The organism is Corynebacterium yudongzhengii (assembly GCF_003065405.1).
Classification (GTDB): domain Bacteria; phylum Actinomycetota; class Actinomycetes; order Mycobacteriales; family Mycobacteriaceae; genus Corynebacterium; species Corynebacterium yudongzhengii.
In genome coordinates, this window is the sequence record NZ_CP026947.1 from 1,046,893 (window position 1) to 1,068,744 (window position 21,852).

A 21,852-nucleotide genomic window follows, 5' to 3' on the forward strand; every position below is an offset into this window, starting at 1 on the left:
CTTTGGTGTTAGTCGATCAGCTCGGACGGTAGGACGAGCCCGTGGCGGATGAGATCGGCCACCGCGGCCACAGCCTGGTCGGTGAGTGCGTCTTCGTCGAGGCCCCGCGTCATCGCGTACAGCCCTACCGTATCGGCCAGCGGCAAACCCTCTGGCTGCAGCCCGGCGAGGATCGTGACCAGCGCCTCGTCGACCTCGTGGGAAAAGCGCGGGCCATCGGTGCGTGTCAGCCGGATCACCTGGCGCTTAAAGCCGACGCCGGCGTCTTGATCCGGCAGGAAGACATCTTCGCGGGCGACAGTCGGGCGCAGCTGGAACTGGGCGCCGGCGATCTCCTCCGGGGAGTGTTGGCGCAGCCACGCGTTGCGCAGGAAGTACTCGGTGATCTCCGGGCCGAGCGGATCGGTGAAAGGCTGCGTGAGTTCCTCGGCAGTCAGCTGCGTCGGCTCATTCTCATCGAGTGCGCGCAGCGCGATGAAGCCGAAACCTATGCCGGTTACCTCGTTACGGGAGAAAAACTCCAGCCACTGCTCGGTGCGGCTGCGTCCTTCCTCGCTGCGGGGATCGATGGACTCGTCGCGCAGCCAGGTGCCCACATACAGCTCCGGATCCGCCACGTCGCGCTGCAAAACCCACGCGTCCACCCCGCGATCCGGCAGCCAGGAGGCCACGCGCTGGCGCCAGTCGGAACCACCGGTATGCGCCCACGCGCCCAGCATGATGGCCGTGCCGCCCTCGACGAGGTGCTCGCGCGCCTGCTCCACGACCTTCGCGGTGGCGCCGTCGAGCTCCAAGCCGGAATCGCGGTAAACGTGCCCGATCTTTCCGGCACCGACGACGAACGGGGGATTGGCCACGATCCGCTCGAAGCGCCGGGAGGCCACGGGCTCGAACCAGGAGCCCTCGAGCAGTTCCGCATCACTCCCGCTGGCCGCCAGCGTCGCCTCGGCGAAACCCAGCGCCCGCGGGTGCACGTCGGTGGCCGTCACCGAGAGCGCGCAGCCCAGCTGGCCCAAAGCCAGCACGCCCGAGCCGGTGCCGAGATCCAGCACGCTGTCGACGTCGGTGAGATCGCAGGCCTGGAGCAAAGACAGGCTCGCCGCCCCGACGCCTGGCACGTGCTCCGGGCCGGGGACATGCGCGGTCATCGAGGCATCCGCGTCCGAGAACACCCAGTGGTCGGTGCCGGCGATGACGTGGGGGCGAACGTCGATAAGCAACTGCACCTTCTCGCCGTCGACCGCCACCGCCTCTGCAGCAATGAGCCCCTCGAGCGCCGTGCGGCCGAGGAGCGCCTCGACGCGGGCGCGGGAGAGAGGTTCGCGCAGGATGAAGAAGCGGATGAGGCGGCTGAGTGCGCTGCCGTCGTTGAGGAGGCGACGCACCGCGCCGGGCTCGCCGCGGTGCAGGGCGTCGGTCGCCGCCGGGCCGAGGTGCGCGGCGACGCCGTCGGCGGTGAAGCCATGGGAGCGAAAGACGTCGCCGAGGAGGCGGGCGGCGGAGGTTAAGGGGGTGCGATCGGCCATGGGCAGAAAGTCTAGCGGCGCGTTGGTTCGTCGTCGTGATCGATCACGACGGGGTGCTTTTCATCCGCATCGAGCTCGCGTGCGTGCTGGGCGGCCTGGACCTGCTCGTAGCGGATCTGGCGGGCCAGCCCCGGTTTATACGTGTTGCGCTCGCGCTTATCCAGCTTCGGGCCCTTCTCGTTCGCGAGCACCACCGCCAGCGCCGGCGCCGGGACGGCGAGGATGAAAAACACCACGGTCAACGCCAGGTTGTCCCACCAGAAAAACGACAGCCCCGCCAGGATCGTGGTGGGCACGCGGCTCAACTGCAGCGCCCAGTACCACTTCTGTCGGCGGCGGCGGTTCTGGTGGCTCGACGGGCGGGCGTCGGTGATCAGCTCAGCGGGCCCGCGGCGCAGGCGGAAGGTGCGCCGGGACTCGCTGAATCCCTCGTCATCCGCGTCGAGCGTTTCATTCATGAATCCCCAGACTAGACCCGGGACCTGACTGCTGGCCATGACTGGTGCATGATGGGAGGCGTGAGTACTACGACGAAGACCATTGAGCGCCCGGATCTCCGGGAAGATGAACGCACCTCAACCGGGGACGACACCCCGGAGTTCTTCCACTACGTGCGAAAGGACAAGATCGTCGACTCCGCTGTCAACGGGCGGATGGTGGTCGCTCTGTGTGGGGAGACCTTCCCGGTGACGAAGTCCGCGAAGCCGGGCTCGCCGGTCTGCCCCGACTGCGAGCGGGTGTATAAGGGCCTGCGCAAGAAGTGAGGGCAGTAGAGCTACCGAAGCTCCGTACCTGGCAGCAGGAGGCGCTGGAGAAGTTTCTTTCGCGCCGGCCGAAGGACTTCATGGCCGTCGCGACCCCGGGGGCCGGCAAGACCACCTTAGCGCTGACGCTCGCGGCCACGCTGCTGCGCGACCGCAGCGTCGAGCGCGTCATCGTGGTTGTGCCCACCGAGCACCTGAAGGTGCAGTGGTCGGCCTCCGCGGCGCGCCTCGGCATCTCTTTGGACCCGGAGTTCACGAACTCCTCGGCGGTCAACCCGTCCTATGACGGCGTGGCGGTCACCTATGCCCAGGTCGGCATGCACCCGTTTAAGCACCACGCGATCGCGTCCTCGCGGCGCACCCTGGTGATTCTCGACGAGATCCACCACGCCGGCGACGCTAAGAGCTGGGGCGACGGCGTGCGCGAGGCCTATAACGACGTCAACTTCCGCCTCGCGCTCACCGGTACGCCTTTTCGTTCCGACGATGCCGCCATCCCCTTCGTCCGCTACGAAGAAGACGGCGAGGGCCACCTGGTCTCGCGCTCCGATTACACCTACGGCTACTCGGAGGCGCTCAACGATGGCGTGGTGCGCCCCGTGGTCTTCCTTGCGTACTCCGGTGAGGCCCGGTGGCGTGACAGTGCGGGCGAGGAGTACGAGGCCCGCCTCGGCGAGCCGCTCAACGCGGCGCAGACCGCCCGCGCCTGGCGCACCGCGCTGGATCCAAAGGGGGAGTGGATCCCCTCGGTGCTGCGCGCGGCGCACACGCGGCTGCGCCAGGTGCGCAACAACATGCCGGACGCCGGCGGGCTCGTGATCGCCAGCGACACCAAGACCGCCCGCGCGTACGCGAAGATGCTGGAAGAGCTCACCGACACCCCGGTGGCGCTCATTCTTTCCGACGAGCCCGGCTCCTCCGAACGCATCGAGGAGTTCTCGCAGTCCACCGACGAGTGGATGGTCGCGGTGCGCATGGTCTCCGAGGGTGTCGATGTCCCGCGGCTCGCCGTCGGCGTCTACGCCACCTCGGCCTCCACGGCGCTGTTCTTCGCCCAGGCGATCGGCCGCTTCGTGCGCTCGCGCCTGCCCGGCGAGACCGCCAGCGTCTTCGTGCCCTCTGTGCCTGTGCTGCTGGGGCTGGCCGAAAACCTGGAGAAGCAGCGCGATCACGTGCTCGGCAAGCCGGATCGCCCCTCGGATGGTCTCGACGACGACCTGCTCGCCGACGCCAACCGCGAGAAGAACGAGCCGGACGCCTCTTCCACCTACGAATCCATCGGCGCCGAAGCCGAGCTCGACTCCTTGATCTACGACGGCTCCACCTACGGCACCGGCACCCTGGCCGGCAGTGCCGAGGAGCAGGACTACCTCGGTCTGCCCGGGCTTCTCGACGCCGACCAGGTCCGCGCCCTTTTGCGCAAACGCCAAGAAGAGCAGCTCGATGCGCGCGATGAGCAGGAGCGGGCTCGTCGAGAAGCTCAGGTGCGGGAGGCCAAGCGCCGCGAGATCGAAGGAACCCGCGCCCCGCAGCCGAAGAAGGCAGCAGCGGAAGAAACCGCCAGCGAGGAGGTCCCGCGTTTGCGCAAGGAACTCAACACCATCGTCTCGATCGTCGCGGGCCGCAGCGGGCGCCCGCACGGCGCCATCCACACCGAGGCCCGCAAGGCCTGCGGGGGACCGCCGACCGCGTTGTGCTCGGCGCAGCAACTGCGCGACCGCATCGCATATCTGCGAGAATGGTGAGCATGAGAAACTCGCTCGCCGTCGTCGCGCTCATCGTGTCCATCGCCGCGGTACTCATCTCCGCGACGATGGTCGGAGTGTTCTTCGGGCTGGTGCTCGGCGTCATCGGGATCGTGGTATCGATCCTCGCGCTGCGGCGGGCGCGCCACATCGGGCAGCAGGGAACGCCGCGGCGGACGATGTCGATCATCGCGCTGGTGCTCTCGTCCGTTTCCACCCTGGTCAGCGGCACCCTTTTAGGCTTCGTGCTCTACGCCACCCAGGCGTCGAATCTGGGTGACTGCTTTGATCTGCCCACGCACGAGGAGATCAACGAGTGCGTCGACGCCGAGTGGGAGAGGCTCTTTTAGTCGAGGTAGTCGCGCAGCACCTGCGAGCGCGACGGGTGGCGCAGCTTCGACATCGTCTTCGACTCGATCTGGCGGATGCGCTCCCGGGTGACCCCGTAGACCTGGCCGATCTCGTCTAAAGTGCGCGGCATGCCGTCGGTCAGGCCGAAGCGCAGGCGGACCACGCCGGCCTCGCGCTCCGAGAGCGTTTGCAATACGTCCTGCATCTGATCCTGCAGGAGGGTGAAGCTCACCGCGTCGACGGCGATGACGGCCTCGGAGTCCTCGATGAAGTCGCCGAGCTGGCTGTCGCCCTCGTCGCCGATGGTCTGATCCAAAGAGATCGGCTCGCGGGCGTACTGCTGGATCTCGAGGACCTTCTCCTCGGTGATGTCCATCTCCTTGGCCAGCTCCTGCGGGGTCGGCTCGCGGCCTAGATCCTGCAGCAGCTCGCGCTGGATGCGACCCAGCTTGTTGATGACCTCGACCATGTGCACCGGGATGCGGATGGTGCGGGCCTGATCGGCCATGGCGCGGGTGATCGCCTGGCGGATCCACCAGGTGGCGTAGGTGGAGAACTTGTAACCCTTGGAGTAGTCGAACTTCTCCACGGCGCGGATCAAACCGAGGTTGCCCTCCTGGATGAGATCCAGAAACGCCATGCCGCGGCCGGTGTAGCGCTTGGCCAGCGAGACCACGAGACGCAAGTTCGCCTCCAGCAGGTGGTTCTTCGCCTTCCGCCCGTCGCGGGCGACGGTGCGCAGGTCACGCTTGAAGGCGGGGGAGAGCTTGGCGTTCTTGTCGCCGGCCTTTAAAGCCTTCTCCATCTCGTCGAGGCGGTGTTGTGCGTACAGGCCGGCCTCGATGCGCTTGGCCAGAGAGACCTCTTCCTCCGCGTTGAGGAGCGCGACCTTGCCGATCTGCTTGAGGTAGGCGCGCACGGAGTCGGCCGAAGCGGTCAGCTGCGCGTCCTTGCGGGCCTGCCGCAGGGCGGCGGACTCGTCCTCGTCCCAGACGGAGACGCCAGTGTCGTCCTCCTCGTCGTCCTCATCCTCGTCGAGATCGTCGTCCTCGAGATCGTCCTCGTCGAGGTCAGCGGCTTCGAGGTCGTCGTGCTCGGGATCCTCATCGGCGAGGTCCTCGTCGAAATCCGCGTCTTCGCTGACGACGAGCTCTTCTTCGAGGGGCTTTTCCTCGGGGGCAGTGTGAGCGACCTTAGAGGCGGTCTTCTTGGCGGTCTTTTTAGCCGTCTTCTTCGCTGCCTTCCGCGTCGTCTTCTTCGCGGCCTTGCGGGCGGTTTTCTTAGCCGTCTTCTTGGCCGTCTTTTTCGCGGTCTTTTTCGCAGGGGTTGAGGAATCGTCGGTCGGTTCCACGTTCGCCTGATCAGAAGATTCGGTGGCTGCCACGTACGCCCTTTCAACTCTTACTTACCAGCCGACGTGTCGACGTCGGACTATCTTTAACCGACCCCCCAGTGTACGGGAAAGGGTCGGCCAAGTGGGCACCGCTAAGGGTGCAAGTGCTTGGCGACGGCCATAGCCGCCCCCACTATACCCGCCCGGTTGCGCAGTTTGGCCGGCAAAACCGGAACGGACGTGCGCAAAAGCGGCACCCACTGTTCGTGGTTGCGGGAGATCCCGCCGCCGACGATGAAGCTGGTGGGATTGAGCAGGCGCTCATACTCCGCGAGCACCTTATCGACGCGCGTGGCCCACTCGGCGTAGCCGAGGTTCTCCCGGTCGCGCACCGCGGAGGAGGCGAAGTGCTCGGCCTCGCGGCCGTCGATCAGCAAATGCCCGAACTCGGTGTTGGGGAAGAGGCTACCGTCGATAAGCAGCGCGGAGCCGATGCCGGTGCCGAAGGTGAGGAACACGACGGCGCCCTCGCCGGCCTTGGGGTGGCCGAACTCGACCTCGGCGAGCCCGGCGGCGTCGGCGTCGTTGAGCACGCTGACCTCGCGCTCCGGCAGGTGCCGGGCAAACAGAGTGGCGACGTTGGTGCCGATCCAGCTCTTATCGATGTTGGCGGCGGTGGTCACGATCTCATCGCGCACCACCGCCGGCAAGGTGATACCGACGGGTCCTTCCCACTCGAAGTGCTCGACGATGGCGGTGATTACGGTGGCCACCGCATCCGGTGTCGAGGCGTGCGGGGTGGCGATCTTGTGCCGGTCGGTGAAAAACTCGCCGGTTTTCAGATCGACGATGGCGCCCTTGATGCCGGAGCCGCCGACGTCGATGCCCAAGGCCTTGGTAGCTGCATCCGCGTCCATGCCTCGCAGTCTACCGTCGGGCACAATGACGGGTATGGAAAGTTTGCGCGACATCGCCATCGAACTGGTCACCGACACCGCCGAACTCATCCGGGATCGCCGAGCAGAACTCGGCGATCTCCGCGACTACACCATGACGAAATCGAGTGCGGTCGATCCCGTCACGGTCGTCGATACCGCCGCCGAGGAGTTCCTCGCCGAGCGGATCGCTCAAGCGCGCCCCGAGGACGGCCTCATCGGCGAGGAGGGCACGCAGCAGGCCTCCGCCAGCGGGATCAGCTGGGTGGTCGATCCTATCGACGGCACTGTCAACTTCATCTACGGCATCCCGCACTACGCCGTCTCCGTCGCCGCGGCGCTCGACGGTGAGCCGGTCGCCGGCGCCGTCATCAACGTCGCCACCGGCGAGCTGTGGGCGGCGGCGAAAGACGCCGGGGCGACGGTCACCCGCGACGATAAGACCCACCCGCTGCGGGTGAACGAGGTCGATGAGCTCGGCCGCGCACTGGTGGCCACCGGCTTCGGCTACACCGCCTCCAGGCGCGCGGAGCAGGCCCGGATCATCGCGGGGCTTTTGCCCTCGATCCGCGACATCCGCCGCTTGGGTTCGGCGGCGATCGACCTCTGCCACCTCGCCGAAGGGCGCGTCGATGCCTACTTCGAGCACGGTCTGAATTGTTGGGATTTCGCGGCCGGTGTGGTGATCGCCCGGGAGGCGGGCGCGGTGGTTGAGCACCCGCCCTTAAGCGTGAGCGGTGAGGAGGGCAACGTGATCGTCGCGGGTGCCCACGGCGTTCAGGAACAGCTTTCTGACCAGCTCAAACAGGTAGGTGGTTACGCGCCGGTGGGGCGGTAATAGACATCAGTTACGCCGTGGTTTAGTATGCGCCTCGACAAACCCCTTGACATAGCAACCGGAGGAGCACATGGCCGCCGATTATGACGCACCCCGCCGCCGCGCGGAGGACGAAATTGAAACCGACTCCCTCGAGGGCCTGAAGGCCGCGGAATCGGAAAACTCCGGAGTCGACGAAGACGGCGAGATTACGGAATCCTTCGACCCGCCGAGCGTCGACCTCACCGGCGAGGAGCTCAACGTCACTGTGGTGCCCCGCCAGGAGGATGAATTCACGTGCTCGAGCTGCTTTTTGGTGCAGAAGCGTAACCGTAAGTCCCACGAGGAAAACGGTGCGCCGATCTGCCTGGACTGCGCTTAAGGCGAGCGCTTGAAAGGCTAGCGCCGGGGCATGTGCACCAGGGCCTCGTCGGCCTGCTCCGGCACAAACGCCCGGAGGATCTTCTCCGGATCCCGGGCCGACAGCAGCCAGTAGGGCGTGGGGTCGGCCGGGTCATCGAGGACGAGCATGACCATCCGCGGCACCCAGCCGTGGGAGACCACGAACGCCGCCGGGTCGAGCTGGCGGCCCATCGCGTTGCGCTTCGCGGATTCCGGCACCGCCAGCGAGCGGGAAACCACGTCCGCCGGCAAGCTGGCCTGGCCGACGGTGAGCCAGCGGGAACCGTCAGCGTCCTGTTCGATCCGGATGACGGTCGACGACCACCACAACAGCACCCAGATCGCCAGGGCGCTGAGCGCGATGCCGGGGATAATCATCCACCAGATGGAGCGGTTGAGGGCGATCTGCGCCGTCATCAACGCCACCAGGCCGGCGGCGAGCACCCACCAGTACAGGGGCACCCACTGGCGCTCCTGATAGAGGACCGTCGTTTCCGTCGCCTTAGCACTCACGTCCGCCCAGTCTAGTCGAGCACCTCAGACACACGAAGTGGCGCCCGGTTCGCGCGCACGCATAGTCGAGCTGGTTTACTGCACACCATGAGCAACGAGACCGTGCGCATCAAAAGACTCGATCCTGACCTGCCGCTGCCGGCCCGCGCCCACCGCGGGGATGCCGGGGCGGATCTGTACTGTACGGAGGATTTCCGGCTCGCCCCCTTCGAGCGCCGGTTGGTAGGCACCGGCATCGCCCTCGAGCTGCCCTTGGGCACCGTGGGCCTGGTGCATCCGCGCTCGGGGCTGGCCGCGAAGCAGGGCTTGAGCATCGTCAACGCCCCCGGCACCATCGACGCTGACTACCGCGGCGAGATCAAGGTATGTCTGATTAACCTGGACCCGGAAAGCCCCATTGAGTGCGAGCGCGGCACCCGCATCGCCCAGCTGGTGATCCAGCGGGTCGAACTCGTCGAGTTCGAGGAGGTCGCAGAACTGAGTGAGACCGTCCGCGGCGAGCGCGGTTACGGCTCGTCGGGGACGACGGGTTCGTTACAGTAGGCACGAATCAACGACAGGGAGGTTAGCCCGATGGCACTGTGGCCGTTCGCTAAGAAGAAGGACAAGGACAAGGATAAAGACGCGCACGCGGAACCGGAGGTTCAGTCGGAGGCCCAGCCCGAACCGCAGCCGGAGGCGGACGCGGCGTTGCAAAGCACTCCGGATACCGGCCCCTTCGACGGCGACAGCGTCGACATCGAAGAGTTCGACTTCTCTGATTTCTCCACCGGCATCTTGAACCTGGGCTCGATGAAGATCCCGCTGCCGAAGGAGAGCCAGGTGCAGGTCGAGATGGGGGAGAAGGGCCCGCGGATGCTGCACATCGTCACCCGCCTCGGCCGTATTACCCCGGTGGCGTTTGCCGCCCCGACCCACGGCGGCCAGTGGGAGGAAGCCTCCCAGAAGATCCACGACGGCATGCAGCGCGACGGCTTAGACGACGTACGCTTCCTCGACGGCCCCTGGGGCCGGGAGGTCTACGCCACCAAGGGAGCCAACGCGATGCGCGTCATCGGCGTCGATGGCCCGCGCTGGATGCTGCGCCTGACCCTGGCCGCCCCGCAAGCCAAGGCCGACGAGCTCGCCGAGATCGCCCGCGGCGTGGCGGCGCGCACCTTCGTCTACCGCGGTGACGCGCCGGTGCTCGCCGGTAACTCCCTGCCGGTCGCCCTGCCCGCCCCGCTCGTCGAGCAGGTGCAGAAGGCTATGAAGAAGCGCGAGGAGCAGGCCCGGCTGCAGCGCGAGAACGACACCGCCCAGGCCAAGCGTCACGACGACCAGGCGCTCAACGACGCCGCGCAGGCCCTGCGCAACCTCGGTAACCAGAAAGACTAACTCCGGTGACGCACAACCCCACCCTTCTGGAACAGATGGGCGGTATCACGGGGCTGATCGCCTCGACGCTGCCGATTCTCGTCCTCGTTCCCATCAATAACTATTACGGGCTCACGCCCGCGCTGCTGGCCGCCCTCGGCGTGGCCGTGGTGATCTTCATCTGGCGCGCCGCGCGCAAAGAGAGCCTACAGCCGGCCTTCAACGCCCTGTTCGGCGTGGTCATCGGCGCGGTGGTCGCGTGGCTGACCGGGGATGCCCGCGGCTACTTCCTCTACGGCATCTGGGTCTCGCTGCTGCTCTTCGTCGTCGCCATGATCTCGATCGTGGTGCGCTGGCCGTTAGTCGGCGTGGTGTGGAAGGGACTCAACGGCGAGGACATGAGCTGGCGCAGCGTTCCCGCCGCCCGCCGGGCCTACGCCGTGGCCACCGCAGGGTGGGCCGTGGTGTTCATCGCGCGTTTCATCGTGCAAAACGCCCTGTACAACGACGAAGCCACCGGCGCCCTCGCCGCCGCCCGCATCCTCATGGGGTGGCCGTTGACCGGCCTCGTGCTCATCCTGACCATCTGGATGGTGCGCCGCGCCAACGCCGCCGTCGACAAGAATGGAGCTGAGGCACATGAGCACTGAGAGTCAGATTTTCACCGTCACCCGCATGGCTCACGGGGGTGAGGGCATTGCCACCGCCGAGGATGGCCGCGTCGTCTTCGTCGCTGGGGCCTATCCCGGCGATCAAGTGCGCGCGGAGCTGACGAAGGTGAAGAAACGCTTCGCCCGCGCCCGCACGCTGGAGGTGCTCGAGGCCGGCCGTTACCGCGGTGAGCAGACCTGCCCGACGGCCGCGCACGGCGCCGGGTGCTGTGATTTCGGTGATGTCGTCCCAGAGCTAGAAGCAGAACTCAAGGCTGAGGTCTTGACTGGGCAGTTGTCGCGCCTGCGTGGCATCGAGATTCCCGAACTCAGCGTCCGAGCACTCAAGCCACATCGGGGCTGGCGCACCCGCGTGCGCCTGGGCACTGATGCAAAAGGCCGCGTCGGTATGCGTCGCCGCGGCTCCCGGGAGGTCATCACGGAGCAGCGCTGCACCCAGCCGGTGCCGGAGCTTCTCGACGGCCTCGCCCCCGCCACCGGCGGCGCCGAGGTCGTGGCGGTGTGGGATTCGGAAGGCCAGCGTCATGTCGTCGAAACGCGCAGCGCCGCGCGGGGCCGCCGCACCGAGAAGATCATCCGAGTGCTGGAAGGACCCGGCGAGGTCACCGAGAGAGTCGGAGAGCACACCTTCGTCTTCCCGCCGACCGCATTCTGGCAGGCGCACGCCGCCGCGCCGGAGGCCTATTCCGGACTGGTCACCGAGTGGCTCAGCGATGTGGAGGCGGATGTCGCCTGGGATCTCTACGGCGGTGTCGGCCTGTTCGTCCCGGCGATTGCGCAGGCCACCGGGGAAGATACCCGGATCATCTCCGTCGACTACTCTGAGGCGGCCGATATCGAGCAGCCCGGCGTCGAACGCGTCAACGCTCGCGTAGAAGAGGCGGTGGCAAAGCTGCCGGATCCGGAGGTGGTCGTCCTCGACCCGCCGCGCACGGGCGCCGGCAACGACGTGATCACCCGCGTCGCGCATACCGCGCCCCAGCGCGTCATCCACATCGGCTGCGACCCGGCGACGTTCGTCCGGGACATTCGTTCCTGGTGGGAGAGCGGCTACCGCATCCAGCGCCTAGAGCTGATCGACGCCTTTCCCGGCACCCATCACTTCGAAGTCATCGCCCAGTTGGGCAGGTAGTTGGCCATCACCTCTACCCCGGCGGGTAGCATGGCTAAAACATGGATTATCCGTGCCGCCGGTCAAAAGCGCAGGTAAAGGAGAGAGATGGGTATTTTCAGCGAGCTGCACTCGCCCGCAGACGTCAAGGCGCTGGATGATTCCCAGCTCGCGGAACTCGCCGACGAGATCCGCGAGGTGCTCGTGGAGAAGGTCTCCGCGACCGGCGGGCACTTGGGCCCGAATCTGGGCGTGGTGGAGCTGACTCTCGCGCTGCACCGGGTGTTCGAGTCCCCGCATGATCCTTTCATCTTCGATACCTCGCACCAGTCTTATGTGCACAAGATGCTCACGGGGCGCCTCGACCGCTTCGACACCCTGCGCCAGAAGGGCGGGCTGTCCGGGTATACCTCGCGCGCCGAGTCGGAGCACGACTGGACGGAGTCCTCGCACGCCTCGTCCTCGCTGTCCTATGCCGACGGCCTGGCCAAGGGCCTGCAACTGAACGGGTTGGAATCGCGCAACGTCGTCGCGGTGGTGGGCGACGGGGCGCTCACCGGCGGCATGTGCTGGGAGGCGCTCAACAACATCGCGGAGGCCAACCGCAACGTCGTGATCGTCGTCAACGACAACGGCCGTTCTTATTCGCCGACGATCGGCGGGTTCGCCAAGAACTTATCCACGATCCGCATGCAGCACGGCTACGACGAGCTCATGGAGCACGGCAAGCGCCGCCTGCAGCAACTCGGCTGGGTCGGCCGGCGCGCCTTCGAAGCGCTCGCGGCCTTCAAGGAGGGCGTGAAATCCCAGCTCATCCCCACCGAGATGTTCGCCGACTTGGGGCTAAAATACGTCGGCCCCATCTCCGGGCACGATCTTTCGGCGCTCATCGAGGCCTTCGAATACGCCCAGGATTATGACGGGCCCATCATCGTCCACGCCGTCACCGAAAAGGGCCACGGCTTCGCCCCGGCGGTGAACAACCTGGCCGACCAGATGCACTCCACCGGCTCCATCGACCCGGTGACCGGCACCCCAAAGAAGTCCTCGAAACCCGGCTGGACCAAGGTATTTTCCGACGAACTCGTGGACTTAGGCCACCGCCGCGACGACATCGTTGCCATCACCGCCGCCATGGCCGGACCGACCGGCCTGCAGGCTTTCGCAGACGAGTTCCCCCGCCGGTTTTTCGACGTCGGCATCGCCGAGGCCCACGCTCTGACCTCCGCGGCCGGCCTGGCGCTCAGCGGCCGGCATCCGGTGGTCGCCCTGTACTCGACGTTCCTCAACCGCGGCTTCGATCAGCTGCTCATGGACGTCGGTCTTTTGAAGCTGCCCGTCACCCTCGTGCTGGACCGCTCAGGCGTGACCGGCACCGACGGCGCCAGCCACAACGGCGTGTGGGACCTGGCGATCGCCTCGATAGTCCCAGGTATTAAGATCGCCGCCCCGCGCGATGGCGAGCGCCTGCGTCAGCAGTTCGCCGAAGCCGTCGAGATCACCGACGGCCCGAGCGTGGTGCGCTTTCCCAAAGGCGAGCTGCCCGAGACCATCGACGCCGAAATGACCACGGCCGATGGCGTCGACATCCTAAGCTACGGCGAGGGCGCCACCAGCGTGCTATTCATCTCTGTCGGCGCGATGGCCCCCGATGCGCTCGCCGCCGCCGAGGCGCTGGCTGATAAGGACATCGCCGTTACCGTCGTCGACCCGCAGTGGGTCTTCCCCGTGGCCGACTCCCTCATCGAGATGGCGCGCGATCATGACCTCGTGGTCGTCGCCGAGGACGGCATCATCCGCGGCGGCATCGGCTCCGCGGTGGGGGAGGCTCTGGCGGCGGCGGGCGTCGATAAGCCCCTGCGCCAGCTGGCCTTCCCGCACTTCTTCCCGCTGCACGCCTCCCGCAGCGAGCTCCTCCACGACGTTCACCTCGACGCCGAGTCCATGCGCGAGCGCATCGAGAACTGGGTCGGCGAGCTAGCTCAGCCGCGCGGTGAGTAGGGGAGCCACGAGCTCGACCTGCCACGGCCGCGCGCCCCGGCGCAGCAGGTAGTCGCGCAGGCTTGTGGGGTGCAGGGAGTGCTTCTCGACGACCTGCCACACCACCTCCCGCAGCAACGAAGGCTTCAGCAGCCGGGTGCTTTCGACCTCGATGTCTGCCGCCAGCTCGGCGACATCCTCGCGCAGGGCGGTGACCACCTCCCAGGAGCCAGGGTGGGTCGATTTCCACGCCGATTTCGAGGGCACGTCTGCGTGTTGCGGCCGCGGCGGCCACAGCGCCCGGTCGGTGCTTAAGGCCTCGCTCACGTGTTCCAACCAGAACTTCCGGTGACCGCGGCGCAGGCGCTGAGCCCCGGCGATGCGGCGCAGCTCCGACTGGGTGCGCGGCTGGCGGCGGGCCATATCGACGAGCGTCTTCGTAGCCAGCACGCGGGTGGGCGCGCGGTCTTTAGCGCGCGCGATGCGGTCGCGTTCGTGCCAGAGGTGCTCGAGCACGACGCGCTGCTCGGGCGCGGTCAGCGTCGCCGCCCCGCGCACGGTATCCCAGCGCTCCGGTTGCGGGGAGAAGGTGAGCAGGTGAGCGAACTCCTGCTGGGCGATGGTGGTCTTGCCAGAGGCGGCAAGGAGCTCGGCGAGGGTGTCGACGAGATCCGGCAGATAAATAACGTCGTCGGCGGCGTAGTCGAGAAGTGCTCTCGGCAGCGGGCGTTGCGAGAAGTCCTCGGCGCCGTGGCCTTTGGGCAGGTCGATACCGAGAAAGGCACCCACCATCGCCGAGAGGTTCACCTTCTCTAAGCCGAGTAAGCGGCCGGCCAGTTCGGTATCGAACAGCCGCCGCGGCCACACCCGCAGCATCTGCAGGGCGGGCAGGTCGGTGTGCGCGGCGTGCATCACCCAATCGAGGTCCTCGAGCACGTCCGCGAAGGCGACGGTGAAGGCCTCGCGGTGACCCTCCGGGTCGACGACGATAGGCGGGATACCGCGCCGGTAGAGCTGGACGAGGAACGCGCGATCGTCGTAACGAAAACCGCCGGCGCGCTCCGTATCGACGGCGAGGGGCCCATAGCCCTCGGTCAGTCGGCGGGCGGCGGCGGGAAAGTCGGCGGGGTCGTCGATAAAGAGGTAGTCGGTCACGGCCTTCACTTAACGGCCGAGCTCGGTCACGCCGACCGGGGGAAGGCCGGCGACGTTGGCCAAAACGTCGGCGAAAGCCTCGACGTGGTGGGAGAGATCTGTGCCCTGGGCGGTCCAGGAGGCGCGCATCTCCAGCTGGTGGGCGCGCGGCGGGCCCCCGATCTCGCCGAAGCGTACCGATGCCGTCGAGGTGACCGTGCCGCCGAGGTTGCTGTGCTCGGTGCCCTTATCGGCGAGACCCTCGGTGAGCCACTGCCACGCGACGTCGGGAAGCAGGGGGTCGGAGGCGACCTCGTCGTCCATGTCGGCCTGGATGTAGGCGACCAGGCGCATGGAGCCGTCCCAGGCGTCGTCGGCACCCGGGTCGTGGAGGAGGATGAGGCGGCCGAAGGCGTCGCCGGAAGAATCGGTCGGGATGGCCTCCGGGTCAACGTCGTGCTCTACCTCCAGACCCACGGCATGGCTAAAAGGCGCCAGGCGCTGGGGTGGGCGGATGGTGCCGAGGGTTAACTCTTCGCGAAGCTCGGCGGCGTGCATCGACTCGACGGCGCGGGTGAACTCGGCCGGAGTCGTCGGCAGGGATTCGGAGGTGCTCACGCCTCGTGAGGCTATCCGCGCCGGTCACATATTCGGTGGAGGCGCGCCGTTCGGCGTCGGCGTTGGCACTGTTCGTGGTATCCAACTTATGATGGATATCCGATAGGTGAACAAGAGGAAAGGACGGATGACAACCGTGGCCGAGAAACTGGACTACGCCAAGCTCAACAGCATGCAGCGCTACACGCAGTGGGTGACCTTCCGGGCGCTTCCGGGCGTGCTGGACAGTGACCGCTCCGAGCTGGTGGCGGATACCGAGAAGTTCTTCGCCTCCCTGGCCGACGAGGGTCTGGTGGAAGTGCGTGGCCTCTACGACATCTCCGGCATCCATGCGGAGGCCGACGTGATGATCTGGTGGCACGCCGAAGAATTCGAACAGCTCCAAGACGCGCTGGCGCGCTTCCGCCGCGAGACCCGACTGGGCCAGGCGCTGGAGATCTTCTGGATCGGCAACGGCCTGCACCGCCCGGCGGAGTTCAACAAGTCCCACCTGCCGAGCTTCATCATGGGCGAGAAGCCCTCCGACTGGATCACGGTGTACCCGTTCGTGCGCTCTTATGACTGGTACCTGCTGGATCCGGCGGAGCGGCGCAAGATCCTCGCCGATCACGGCAAGGCCGGCCGCGAATACCCGGATGTGCGCGCCAACACCGTGCCGGCGTTCGCCCTCGGCGACTATGAGTGGCTGCTCGCCTTCGAGGGGCCGTCGCTGGACCGTATCGTCGATCTCATGCACACCATGCGCTACACCGAGGCCCGCCGGCACGTGCGCGAGGAGATCCCCTTCTTCAGCGGCCGCCGCGTCGACGCCGCCACCCTGGTCAACGCGCTGCCCTAACTGGCTACTCCAGCGGGCGCTCGTCGAGGTCGAGGCAGATCGAGTTGATGCAGTAGCGCAAATCGGTCGGCGTGTCATAGCCCTCGCCGGCGAAGACGTGGCCTAAGTGCGACCCGCAGTTCGCGCACAGCACCTCGGTGCGCACCATGCCCAGCGAGGTGTCCTGTCGCTCGATGACCTTGCCGCTGTCTGCCGGGGAGAAGAACGACGGCCACCCGCAGTGGGACTCGAACTTCTCCGTGGACCGAAACAGCTCGGTCCCGCAGGCGCGGCAGGAGTACACCCCCTCGGTGGTGGTGTTGGTGTACTTACCGATGCCCGGCGGCTCCGTGCCGCCCTGGCGCAGTACGTGGTATTCCTCCGGAGATAAACGCTTACGCCACTCGGCGTCAGCGATGAGGTTGAAGTCAGTCATGATTTCCCCTTTCTTCGGGCCCTACCCGCGTAAACATGTGCCGGCGGCCGATAATTCCCGAGTGCTTAAGCCACGCCAGTGCGGTGACGCAGATGACGGTGATGAGCAGCGCCCAGCCAGCGGTGGCGATGAACGTGCCGATCCACCGGCCGGCCACCGGCGCGTAGTTGGTAGTGAAGCTCAGCGGGGCCAGCACGAGCACCAGCGCGATCCATGCCGGCATGCTATGCAGCGCGGAGACGCGCAGGAGGACGGTGAACATGAACGGGAAGAGCATGAGGGAGTAGTACTGCTGGCCCAGAGAGGACAGCAGGAACACGCCGGTGAGCAGCAGGGCGGAGGTGGTGGTGGCCCAGAGCAGCTCGTCGCTACGCCGCCACGGCAGCAGCGCCAGCGTACCGACGCCGCACAGCACCGCCATCGCTCCCCACGCCAAGACGTAGAGCGGCGTGGGGAGATCGAAGTAGACCGCCAGCCCCGGCAGCGAGGCGTTGGCATAATCCCGCGTGATCGAGAGATAAGGCATCACCTTATCGACATACGCCCACGCATCCGCCATCAGCGGCCACGCCAGGAGGTTCGTTACCACCGGCACCGCGACGGCCGCACCGATGGTGCGCACATCCAGCCGGACCAGCGGCAAAAACAACAGCGGCAAGAACATGGGTTTGATGACGATCGCCACGCCCAGCAGCAGACCCGCCACCCAGCGATAGCCCGCCAGCCACGTGAGCAGAAAGCCCACGAACACCAGCAGCAGGATGCCGTTGATGTTGGTGAAGATCAGCGTGTTGCGCACCGCCTCGGTGGAAAAGGCCACAGCGATCGCGACCGGCAAGAGCGCGGAGCTCAACCGGTGGCCGAAGGCGCGCACCAAGGCGACGAGCGCGGCGACGATCGCCGCCGCGTTGACGATGATGAACACCATCCGCGATAGCGCGAAGTGCTCCGAGAGCCCCATCGGGGTTAGCAGGAGAGTGGCACCCGGGTTGTAGAGGTAGTGAGGGTCGACGTAGTGATAGACCTCGTCGTAGACCGGCGCGCCGTCGAGGAAGCGGCGCACGGCGCTATAGACCGTCGTGAAGTCGTCTGTGACTGCCCCATTGACCGCGAGCACGAACACCGTATACAGCACCAGCAGCACGGACAACGGCCAGGCGATGGCGTTGAGCAGGGCGTTTCCGTGAGTGCCGGTGCGGTCTTTAAGCCACGGTCCGCTCAGTGGCGCGCGGGCAGCGAAGAGACGATCGACAGGTGTATCCACACTGGCTCACGCTAGTCGTTTAAGGCGCGCCGGTAGCGCAGAAACACGCACCCCGTTTCGGAGGAGGCCACGTTATCGAGGATGAGCTCGCTGTCGGGAAAACCGTCCTCGCCGAGGGTGTTCGCCGTCCAGCGTGGGGCCACGGTGATGTAGGCGACGTCGACAAGCTCCGCCCGCATGAACTGCGCGAAAAGCCCCGGGCCGCCTTCGAGCATGATCTTCTCGTAGCCCTGCTCTCTCAGTACCTGCAGGATCGCGTGCGGGCTTTCGGTGTTGCAGGCGAGGATGCGGGCGCCGGCCTCGAGAAGCGCTGCGGGGCGGTGCTCAGAAGAGGTCAGCAGCAGGGGAGCGGCCTCGGTGTCGGTGAAGAACTTCGCGGCCGGGTCGAGATCGAGCGAGTTCGTCGGCACGGCGATCGGGGGCACCGGCGCCTGCCCGCGGTCGATGCGGGCCTTTTGCTCCGCGGCAGAGACGACGGCGCCGGAGTAGTCCTCGTCCTTAACGGTCTGGGATCCGACGAGCACGCAATCGGCCCAGCTGCGGGCGTGGGCGAGGAGAGCGGCGTCGGTGTCGTCGCCGATGCCTGTCGACGAGCTACCAATAGCAAAGGCTCCGTTCGCGGTCATGGCATAGATGGCGCGAACGGAGCCGTATCCGGCCTCGGTGGGTCCGAACAGAGTATTCATGGAGCGGATGACGAGACTCGAACTCGCGACCCTCACCTTGGCAAGGTGATGCGCTACCAACTGCGCTACATCCGCATTCAGTCACCCACAGGTGGGTACTGAGTGCGCGATACTGGGATTGAACCAGTGACCTCTTCCGTGTCAGGGAAGCGCTCTCCCGCTGAGCTAATCGCGCGTAATACTGTTGTATTGGAGGTGGAAACGGGAATCGAACCCGTGTGCACGGTTTTGCAGACCGTTGCCTCACCACTCGGCCATTCCACCGTGGCGATACCGCCTCTATTGGCGACCTTTCTGAAGAAAAGTACCAGAGCGGATGACGAGACTCGAACTCGCGACCCTCACCTTGGCAAGGTGATGCGCTACCAACTGCGCTACATCCGCATTCAGTCACCCACAGGTGGGTACTGAGTGCGCGATACTGGGATTGAACCAGTGACCTCTTCCGTGTCAGGGAAGCGCTCTCCCGCTGAGCTAATCGCGCGGAAACAAATCCCCACCGACGTGGTGGAGATGAGAGCGGATGACGAGACTCGAACTCGCGACCCTCACCTTGGCAAGGTGATGCGCTACCAACTGCGCTACATCCGCATCGCACTGCGTGGTGCGGAAACAAACTTTAGCTAACTGCCACCGGCGTCACCAAATCAGGTGGCTGGAGTAGGTTTCTTGGCAGAACTCGCCTGCGGCGCGACCTGCTGATTAGGAGTCAGCGATGTCCGCGTGCTAAATTGCTTCGAGCAAGGTCCCATGGCTCAGTGGAAGAGCGTTCCGTTCACACCGGAAAGGTCGCTGGTTCGATCCCAGCTGGGACCACGATCACGCCGCAGGTTCGCCTGCGGCTTTTTTCGTGCTTGGTTTTATGAATTTTGAGTGTCCGGGAACTTTCTTAGAGATGGACACGACCAGTGGGGCGACCGTCGACGCCCACCGCGGGCGCTACGATGGATGCACAGGTAGATCAACCATTCGGAGGATGAAACCGACATGACCTCAGCCCGGACCCCGCTGCGCGCGCTCGTCGCCACGGGCACCGCCGCCGCATTTGCTTTAGCTGCTCCGGTGGCTTTTACCCATGACGTCGTCGTGGGGGGAGACCCCGCGGACGGGGAGACCGTCGAGGAGTTCCCAGACTCCGTCACCTTGGAGTTCTCCGCCGTTCCTCGCGAGGGTTTCAACACCTTCGCCCTCTCGGAGGCAGACAGCGGGGAAGTCCTGCACACCGGCGAACCGGAGATCGACGGCCGCTTTTTGACCGTCGACCTGCCGGACGACCTCGACGCCGGCGCCGGCGAGTACCGCATCGGCTTCCAGATCACCTCCTCCGACGGCCACGCCACCCGCGGCGAAACCACGTTCGAGGTCGCCGGCGAGGCCGAGCCGGCCGCCGACAACGCGGACAACGCCGAGCCGGCCGCTGCGGAGGAGGAAGACTCCGTGCTGGCAGGCCCGGTGGGCATCCTCGTCGCGATCGCCGGCGTGTTGGCGCTCATCGCCGTGGTGGTGCTCGCCGTGCGCCGGGGCAAGGTCTCCCGCGAGCTCGACGAGCGCACCCAGCACGACGATCCCAATCAGCACTAAAGAGAAAGACCCTTCACCATGAAGAACCTGAAGACCCTCGTTTCTGTCGTCGTTGCCGGTAGCCTGCTCGTTGCGTGCTCCCCGCAGAACGAGAATCCGGCCCCGGACAACCAGGAGGTCGACCCGGACGTGGAGGCCTCCGCCGACGGCCTCGAGTTCACCGACGCCGTCGTGCGCGAGAAGGGCGCCGATCAGGAGATGACCGGCATCTTCGGCGAATTGGTCAACAACTCCGAAGAGGACGTGACCATCGAGGGCTTCACCACGAGCCTGGGCGACGCCCACTACGAGATCCACGAGGTGGTCGACGGCACCATGCAAAAGATGTCGGAGCCGCTGGTGATTGCCGCCGGCGAGACCCGCACCCTGCAGCCGGGCGGCGATCACTTCATGATCATGGGCTACCCCGAGGAGATCCCGGCGGGCGAGACCATCGATCTGACCATCGAGTTGGCCGAGGGCGATGACGTCGAGGTCAAGGACATCCCGGTGCGCACCATGGGCGCCGGCGATGAGTCCTACGGAGAAGACGGCCACCTGATGGGGCACTAGCCATGTCTGAAGTCAGTCGGCGCGGTTTCCTCGTCGCCGGAGGCACGGTCGCGGCGTCGGCGGCTCTGATCGCCCGCGGTGGCCAGGCCCCGGCGCAGGCGGCGGCGATGCGTCGTGACGCCGAAGAGTTCGACGAACACAGCTACCTTGCCGAGTACACGGTGTCTTTCGACGGCGCGCACCAGGCCGGTATCTCCACTCCGCACCAGGCGCACCTCAACCTCGTGGGCTTCGACTTTCACGCCGGTGCAAGTCGCGAGGACGTACAACGCCTGCTCAAGCTGTGGACCTCGGATGCCCGCGCGCTGTGTCAGGGGGAGACCCCGCCGGGCAGCCTGGAACCGGAGATGTCGGCAAGCCCCGCCAACCTCACCATCACCTGCGGCATCGGACCGCGTGTCTTCGAGATCATCGGGGAAAAGCGCCCCGGCTTTCTCGACCCGATCCCGGCCTTCGAGCTCGATGAGCTGGAGGAAAACTGGGGGCAGACCGATCTGGTGCTGCAGATCTGCGGAGACGATCCCACGACGGTGAGCCACGCCACCCGGCATATGGTTCGCAGCTCTAAGACGTATGTGTCCACTGGCTGGATGCAGCAGGGCTTCCTCAATGCCCACGGCACCTCCGGGGAGAGTCCGACCCCGCGCAACTTGTTCGGCCAGCTCGACGGCTCGGTCAACCCGCGCGGCGTCGAGGATTTCGCCGAGCAGGTCTGGATCGACGACGGCCCCGACTGGGCTCGGGATTCCACCGTCATGGTGGTCCGCCGCATCCGGATGAACTTGGATACCTGGGAGGAGCTGGACCGGGCGTCTCGCGAGAACGCGGTCGGCCGGCGTCTCGACGACGGCGCCCCGCTCAGCGGCGGCGGCGAGTTCGATGACATCGACCTCCACGCCACAGACGACTACGGCCTGCCGGTCATCGACCGCAACAGCCACGCCGCCCGCGCCCACCCGCCGGCAGGCCACCCCGAGCAGCGCCTTCTGCGCCGGTCCTATAACTACGACCTGCCCCCGGTGCCTGGCGACCAGCTCTCCAACTCCGGGCTGGTGTTCATCTGTTTCCAGAAGGACCCGCACGAGCAGTTCGTGCCCATCCAAAAGCGTCTCGACGAGCGTGATCTCCTCAACGAGTGGATCACGCATATCGGCTCGGCCGCGTATTGGATCCCGCCGGGCGTGGGTAGGGATCGGGATGCCTATTGGGCGCAGTCGCTGCTGGAGTAGCCCGCCTCCTGCATTTCGTGACTAGCGCGCT

General features: G+C 66.3%; 24 protein-coding genes and 7 tRNA genes. 15 read left to right on the forward strand and 16 right to left on the reverse strand.

The window, feature by feature from the left end; all coding sequences use genetic code 11:
- Nucleotides 1-8: 8 nt before the first annotated feature.
- Entirely contained in the window at nt 9-1,526 is a 1,518-nt protein-coding gene (locus C3B44_RS04805) for a DUF7782 domain-containing protein (protein WP_108431384.1), read from the reverse strand.
- Nucleotides 1,527-1,537: 11 nt separating this feature from the next.
- On the reverse strand, nt 1,538-1,984 hold the full coding sequence (locus C3B44_RS04810; RefSeq protein WP_158268670.1) for a DUF3099 domain-containing protein: 447 nt from the start codon (nt 1,982-1,984) through the stop codon (nt 1,538-1,540).
- A gap of 60 nt (nt 1,985-2,044) precedes the next feature.
- Here C3B44_RS04810 and C3B44_RS04815 point away from each other — a divergent pair, with 60 nt between their 5' ends.
- Genes C3B44_RS04815 through C3B44_RS04825 form a run of 3 tightly spaced genes read left to right on the forward strand, consistent with a single transcriptional unit; the run spans nt 2,045 to nt 4,385 of the window.
- The gene (locus C3B44_RS04815) at nt 2,045-2,290 is read left to right on the forward strand and encodes a DUF3039 domain-containing protein (protein ID WP_199222457.1); all 246 of its coding nucleotides are present in this window, start codon (nt 2,045-2,047) and stop codon (nt 2,288-2,290) included.
- A complete protein-coding gene (locus C3B44_RS04820) occupies nt 2,287-4,035 on the forward strand; it encodes a DEAD/DEAH box helicase (protein WP_108431387.1) in 1,749 nt (582 codons plus the stop codon). The genes C3B44_RS04815 and C3B44_RS04820 overlap by 4 nt, the downstream gene beginning before the upstream one ends.
- Nucleotides 4,036-4,037: 2 nt before the next feature.
- The gene (locus C3B44_RS04825; protein WP_108431388.1) at nt 4,038-4,385 is read left to right on the forward strand and encodes a DUF4190 domain-containing protein; all 348 of its coding nucleotides are present in this window, start codon (nt 4,038-4,040) and stop codon (nt 4,383-4,385) included.
- On the opposite strand, the gene C3B44_RS04830 is transcribed toward C3B44_RS04825, so the two are convergent.
- Both C3B44_RS04830 and ppgK read right to left on the reverse strand, forming a co-directional pair.
- Nucleotides 4,382-5,770, reverse strand: a complete 1,389-nt coding sequence (locus tag C3B44_RS04830) for an RNA polymerase sigma factor (protein ID WP_108431389.1) — start codon at nt 5,768-5,770, stop codon at nt 4,382-4,384. The genes C3B44_RS04825 and C3B44_RS04830 overlap by 4 nt on opposite strands.
- Before the next feature lie 101 nt (nt 5,771-5,871).
- A complete protein-coding gene (gene ppgK, locus C3B44_RS04835) occupies nt 5,872-6,636 on the reverse strand; it encodes a polyphosphate--glucose phosphotransferase (protein WP_108431390.1) in 765 nt (254 codons plus the stop codon).
- A gap of 34 nt (nt 6,637-6,670) precedes the next feature.
- Here ppgK and C3B44_RS04840 point away from each other — a divergent pair, with 34 nt between their 5' ends.
- Together C3B44_RS04840 and C3B44_RS04845 are read left to right on the forward strand one after the other, a co-directional pair.
- Complete coding sequence (locus C3B44_RS04840; protein WP_235840493.1) at nt 6,671-7,492, forward strand: inositol monophosphatase family protein; 822 nt, start codon at nt 6,671-6,673, stop codon at nt 7,490-7,492.
- A gap of 70 nt (nt 7,493-7,562) precedes the next feature.
- Nucleotides 7,563-7,853 carry a DUF4193 domain-containing protein gene (locus C3B44_RS04845; RefSeq protein WP_108431392.1) on the forward strand — a complete coding sequence of 97 codons (291 nt, stop codon included), beginning with the start codon at nt 7,563-7,565 and terminating at the stop codon, nt 7,851-7,853.
- A 17-nt stretch (nt 7,854-7,870) separates the two neighbouring features.
- On the opposite strand, the gene C3B44_RS04850 is transcribed toward C3B44_RS04845, so the two are convergent.
- A complete protein-coding gene (locus tag C3B44_RS04850) occupies nt 7,871-8,386 on the reverse strand; it encodes a DUF3093 domain-containing protein (RefSeq protein WP_108431393.1) in 516 nt (171 codons plus the stop codon).
- Between the two features lie 87 nt (nt 8,387-8,473).
- On the opposite strand from C3B44_RS04850, the gene dut reads away from it, so the two are divergent.
- From dut to dxs, 5 genes are all read left to right on the forward strand, one after another.
- Complete coding sequence (gene dut, locus C3B44_RS04855) at nt 8,474-8,929, forward strand: dUTP diphosphatase (protein ID WP_108431394.1); 456 nt, start codon at nt 8,474-8,476, stop codon at nt 8,927-8,929.
- A gap of 36 nt (nt 8,930-8,965) precedes the next feature.
- Nucleotides 8,966-9,763, forward strand: coding sequence for a DUF3710 domain-containing protein (locus C3B44_RS04860; protein ID WP_235840496.1), 798 nt, complete (start codon nt 8,966-8,968; stop codon nt 9,761-9,763).
- A 35-nt stretch (nt 9,764-9,798) separates the two neighbouring features.
- A complete protein-coding gene (locus C3B44_RS04865; RefSeq protein WP_108432559.1) occupies nt 9,799-10,392 on the forward strand; it encodes a DUF3159 domain-containing protein in 594 nt (197 codons plus the stop codon).
- Entirely contained in the window at nt 10,382-11,545 is a 1,164-nt protein-coding gene (locus tag C3B44_RS04870; protein ID WP_235840494.1) for a class I SAM-dependent RNA methyltransferase, read from the forward strand. The genes C3B44_RS04865 and C3B44_RS04870 overlap by 11 nt, the downstream gene beginning before the upstream one ends.
- A gap of 87 nt (nt 11,546-11,632) precedes the next feature.
- Nucleotides 11,633-13,525, forward strand: a complete 1,893-nt coding sequence (gene dxs / locus C3B44_RS04875) for a 1-deoxy-D-xylulose-5-phosphate synthase (RefSeq protein WP_108431396.1) — start codon at nt 11,633-11,635, stop codon at nt 13,523-13,525.
- On the opposite strand, the gene C3B44_RS04880 is transcribed toward dxs, so the two are convergent.
- A complete protein-coding gene (locus C3B44_RS04880) occupies nt 13,502-14,659 on the reverse strand; it encodes an HRDC domain-containing protein (RefSeq protein WP_242979250.1) in 1,158 nt (385 codons plus the stop codon). The two genes, dxs and C3B44_RS04880, sit on opposite strands and share 24 nt — an antisense overlap.
- 9 nt (nt 14,660-14,668) lie before the next feature.
- Entirely contained in the window at nt 14,669-15,256 is a 588-nt protein-coding gene (locus tag C3B44_RS04885) for a DUF3000 domain-containing protein (protein ID WP_328588296.1), read from the reverse strand.
- A gap of 136 nt (nt 15,257-15,392) precedes the next feature.
- Here C3B44_RS04885 and hemQ point away from each other — a divergent pair, with 136 nt between their 5' ends.
- On the forward strand, nt 15,393-16,094 hold the full coding sequence (gene hemQ / locus C3B44_RS04890) for a hydrogen peroxide-dependent heme synthase (protein ID WP_108432561.1): 702 nt from the start codon (nt 15,393-15,395) through the stop codon (nt 16,092-16,094).
- 4 nt (nt 16,095-16,098) lie between these two features.
- On the opposite strand, the gene msrB is transcribed toward hemQ, so the two are convergent.
- From msrB to C3B44_RS04935, 9 genes are all read right to left on the reverse strand, one after another.
- Nucleotides 16,099-16,509, reverse strand: a complete 411-nt coding sequence (gene msrB / locus C3B44_RS04895; protein ID WP_108431399.1) for a peptide-methionine (R)-S-oxide reductase MsrB — start codon at nt 16,507-16,509, stop codon at nt 16,099-16,101.
- On the reverse strand, nt 16,502-17,773 hold the full coding sequence (locus C3B44_RS04900; protein ID WP_199222458.1) for a glycosyltransferase family 87 protein: 1,272 nt from the start codon (nt 17,771-17,773) through the stop codon (nt 16,502-16,504). Before C3B44_RS04900 ends, msrB begins: the two co-directional genes overlap by 8 nt.
- A gap of 11 nt (nt 17,774-17,784) precedes the next feature.
- On the reverse strand, nt 17,785-18,459 hold the full coding sequence (locus C3B44_RS04905) for a dihydrofolate reductase family protein (RefSeq protein WP_108431400.1): 675 nt from the start codon (nt 18,457-18,459) through the stop codon (nt 17,785-17,787).
- Nucleotides 18,459-18,534 (reverse strand) — tRNA-Gly (locus tag C3B44_RS04910). The genes C3B44_RS04905 and C3B44_RS04910 overlap by 1 nt, the downstream gene beginning before the upstream one ends.
- A gap of 28 nt (nt 18,535-18,562) precedes the next feature.
- Nucleotides 18,563-18,634: transfer RNA gene (locus tag C3B44_RS04915), tRNA-Val, on the reverse strand.
- Between the two features lie 15 nt (nt 18,635-18,649).
- Nucleotides 18,650-18,723: transfer RNA gene (locus C3B44_RS04920), tRNA-Cys, on the reverse strand.
- Nucleotides 18,724-18,770: 47 nt separating this feature from the next.
- A tRNA-Gly gene (locus C3B44_RS04925) sits at nt 18,771-18,843 on the reverse strand.
- A 28-nt stretch (nt 18,844-18,871) separates the two neighbouring features.
- Nucleotides 18,872-18,943 (reverse strand) — tRNA-Val (locus tag C3B44_RS04930).
- A 34-nt stretch (nt 18,944-18,977) separates the two neighbouring features.
- Nucleotides 18,978-19,050, reverse strand: a tRNA-Gly gene (locus tag C3B44_RS04935).
- Nucleotides 19,051-19,203: 153 nt separating this feature from the next.
- On the opposite strand from C3B44_RS04935, the gene C3B44_RS04940 reads away from it, so the two are divergent.
- The 4 genes from C3B44_RS04940 (at nt 19,204) to C3B44_RS04955 (ending at nt 21,821) form a co-directional block, all read left to right on the forward strand.
- Nucleotides 19,204-19,275: transfer RNA gene (locus tag C3B44_RS04940), tRNA-Val, on the forward strand.
- A gap of 171 nt (nt 19,276-19,446) precedes the next feature.
- Nucleotides 19,447-20,040: a copper resistance CopC family protein gene (locus C3B44_RS04945; protein WP_108431401.1), complete on the forward strand. Its 594-nt coding sequence runs from the start codon at nt 19,447-19,449 to the stop codon at nt 20,038-20,040.
- Between the two features lie 18 nt (nt 20,041-20,058).
- Nucleotides 20,059-20,592 (forward strand): copper chaperone PCu(A)C, encoded by a 534-nt coding sequence (locus C3B44_RS04950; RefSeq protein ID WP_108431402.1) that lies wholly within the window; start codon nt 20,059-20,061, stop codon nt 20,590-20,592.
- A 2-nt stretch (nt 20,593-20,594) separates the two neighbouring features.
- Entirely contained in the window at nt 20,595-21,821 is a 1,227-nt protein-coding gene (locus C3B44_RS04955; protein ID WP_108431403.1) for a Dyp-type peroxidase, read from the forward strand.
- Nucleotides 21,822-21,852: the final 31 nt, after the last annotated feature.

Coding starts and splice junctions, on each gene's coding strand:
- C3B44_RS04810 (WP_158268670.1), bottom strand. CDS start 1,984: ATGAATGAAACGCTCGACGCGGATGACGAGGGATTCAGCGAGTCCCGG.
- C3B44_RS04840 (WP_235840493.1), top strand. CDS start 6,671: ATGGAAAGTTTGCGCGACATCGCCATCGAACTGGTCACCGACACCGCC.
- C3B44_RS04950 (WP_108431402.1), top strand. CDS start 20,059: ATGAAGAACCTGAAGACCCTCGTTTCTGTCGTCGTTGCCGGTAGCCTG.
- C3B44_RS04945 (WP_108431401.1), top strand. CDS start 19,447: ATGACCTCAGCCCGGACCCCGCTGCGCGCGCTCGTCGCCACGGGCACC.
- C3B44_RS04955 (WP_108431403.1), top strand. CDS start 20,595: ATGTCTGAAGTCAGTCGGCGCGGTTTCCTCGTCGCCGGAGGCACGGTC.
- msrB (WP_108431399.1), bottom strand. CDS start 16,509: ATGACTGACTTCAACCTCATCGCTGACGCCGAGTGGCGTAAGCGTTTA.
- C3B44_RS04805 (WP_108431384.1), bottom strand. CDS start 1,526: ATGGCCGATCGCACCCCCTTAACCTCCGCCGCCCGCCTCCTCGGCGAC.
- ppgK (WP_108431390.1), bottom strand. CDS start 6,636: ATGGACGCGGATGCAGCTACCAAGGCCTTGGGCATCGACGTCGGCGGC.
- dxs (WP_108431396.1), top strand. CDS start 11,633: ATGGGTATTTTCAGCGAGCTGCACTCGCCCGCAGACGTCAAGGCGCTG.
- dut (WP_108431394.1), top strand. CDS start 8,474: ATGAGCAACGAGACCGTGCGCATCAAAAGACTCGATCCTGACCTGCCG.
- C3B44_RS04905 (WP_108431400.1), bottom strand. CDS start 18,459: ATGAATACTCTGTTCGGACCCACCGAGGCCGGATACGGCTCCGTTCGC.
- C3B44_RS04825 (WP_108431388.1), top strand. CDS start 4,038: ATGAGAAACTCGCTCGCCGTCGTCGCGCTCATCGTGTCCATCGCCGCG.
- C3B44_RS04865 (WP_108432559.1), top strand. CDS start 9,799: ATGGGCGGTATCACGGGGCTGATCGCCTCGACGCTGCCGATTCTCGTC.
- C3B44_RS04870 (WP_235840494.1), top strand. CDS start 10,382: ATGAGCACTGAGAGTCAGATTTTCACCGTCACCCGCATGGCTCACGGG.
- C3B44_RS04845 (WP_108431392.1), top strand. CDS start 7,563: ATGGCCGCCGATTATGACGCACCCCGCCGCCGCGCGGAGGACGAAATT.